Genomic DNA, 1,580 nt, shown 5'->3' with positions numbered 1-1,580 from the left:
AGACGCACAACGCTGCCTCTGGTAGGGTTCGCCATCGATCGGCAATTCTGCACGCGACGGCGCAAATTCACTGCATTCCCCGGCAGCCGGGCCGTCGCATGGCCGCTCGACGCACGCGCACAATGGTTGCGAGCCTTCGACGTCCGGTTTCAAGGAATGACGGACATTGTATGGCGAGCCCGTCACGACAATCAAAGCCCCCAAAACAAAAACCCCGGCATTGCTGCCGGGGTTTTGCATTTCGTGGATCGCTTGAAGCGAGGCGTGGACCTTAGAAATCCATGCCGCCCATGCCGCCGCCCGGAGGCATGCCGCCACCGCCAGCGCCGGCGTTCTTCTTCGGCAGCTCGGCGACCATGGCTTCGGTCGTGATCAGGAGCGCGGCCACGGAGGCTGCGTTCTGGATCGCGGTGCGAACCACCTTGGTCGGGTCGATGATGCCCTTGGAGACGAGGTTGACGTACTCGCCGGTCTGGCTGTCGAAGCCGTAGGCGTACTGATCCTTCTCCAGGATCTTGCCGACGATGACCGAGCCATCCTCGCCCGCGTTGATCGCGATCTGACGAGCCGGCCAGGACAGCGCCTTGCGCACGATCTCGACGCCGGTCTTCTGGTCGTCGTTCGCGGTCTTGATGCGCTTGAGCTGCTCGGAAGCACGCAGCAGCGCAACGCCGCCGCCCGGCACGATGCCTTCTTCCACAGCCGCGCGGGTCGCATGCATCGCGTCATCCACGCGATCCTTGCGCTCCTTCACCTCGACCTCGGTCGCGCCGCCGACGCGGATCACCGCGACGCCGCCGGCGAGCTTGGCCAGACGCTCCTGGAGCTTCTCACGGTCGTAGTCCGAGGTGGTTTCCTCGATCTGAGCCTTGATCTGGGAAACGCGGGCCTCGATGTCGGCCTTCTTGCCGGCGCCGTTGACGATGGTGGTGTTTTCCTTGTCGATCATCACCTTCTTGGCGCGGCCGAGCATGTTGAGGGTGACGTTCTCGAGCTTGATGCCGAGATCTTCCGAGATCGCCTGGCCGCCGGTGAGGACGGCGATGTCCTGCAGCATGGCCTTGCGGCGATCGCCGAAGCCCGGCGCCTTGACGGCGGCGACCTTCAGACCGCCACGCAGACGGTTGACGACGAGGGTGGCGAGAGCTTCGCCTTCGACGTCTTCCGCGACGATGACCAGCGGCTTGCCGGTCTGCACCACGGCCTCGAGCAGCGGCAGCAGTTCGTTCAGCGAGGAGAGCTTCTTCTCGTTGATCAGGATGTAGGCGTCGTCCATCTCAACGCGCATCTTGTCGGCGTTGGTGACGAAGTAGGGCGAGATGTAGCCGCGGTCGAACTGCATGCCTTCGACGACATCGAGTTCGGTTTCGAGCGACTTGGCTTCCTCGACCGTGATCACACCCTCGTTGCCGACTTTCTTCATGGCGTCGGAGAGGAACTTGCCGATCTCGGCATCGCCGTTGGCCGAAATGGTGCCGACCTGGGCGATTTCCTCGTTCGAGGTGACCTTCTTGGAGTTCTTCACGAGGTCGGCGACCACGGCTTCCACCGCCAGGTCGATACCGCGCTTCAGGTCCATC

At 63.4% G+C, this 1,580-nt stretch carries 2 protein-coding genes; both read right to left on the bottom strand.

Going from position 1 to position 1,580, the window contains the following annotated elements; genetic code table 11:
* Positions 1-240, bottom strand: a 240-nt coding sequence (locus WB528_RS17770) for a hypothetical protein (protein ID WP_423889708.1), incomplete at its 3' end; no start/stop codon positions are given.
* Positions 241-271: 31 nt separating this feature from the next.
* A partial coding sequence (groL, locus tag WB528_RS17765; RefSeq protein WP_423889707.1) for a chaperonin GroEL occupies positions 272-1,580 on the bottom strand: 1,309 nt, incomplete at its 5' end.

It is taken from the genome of Bradyrhizobium sp. (assembly GCF_049586575.1).
Classification (GTDB): Bacteria; Pseudomonadota; Alphaproteobacteria; order Rhizobiales; family Xanthobacteraceae; genus Bradyrhizobium.
This window is presented reverse-complemented; position numbering and strand designations above follow the sequence as displayed.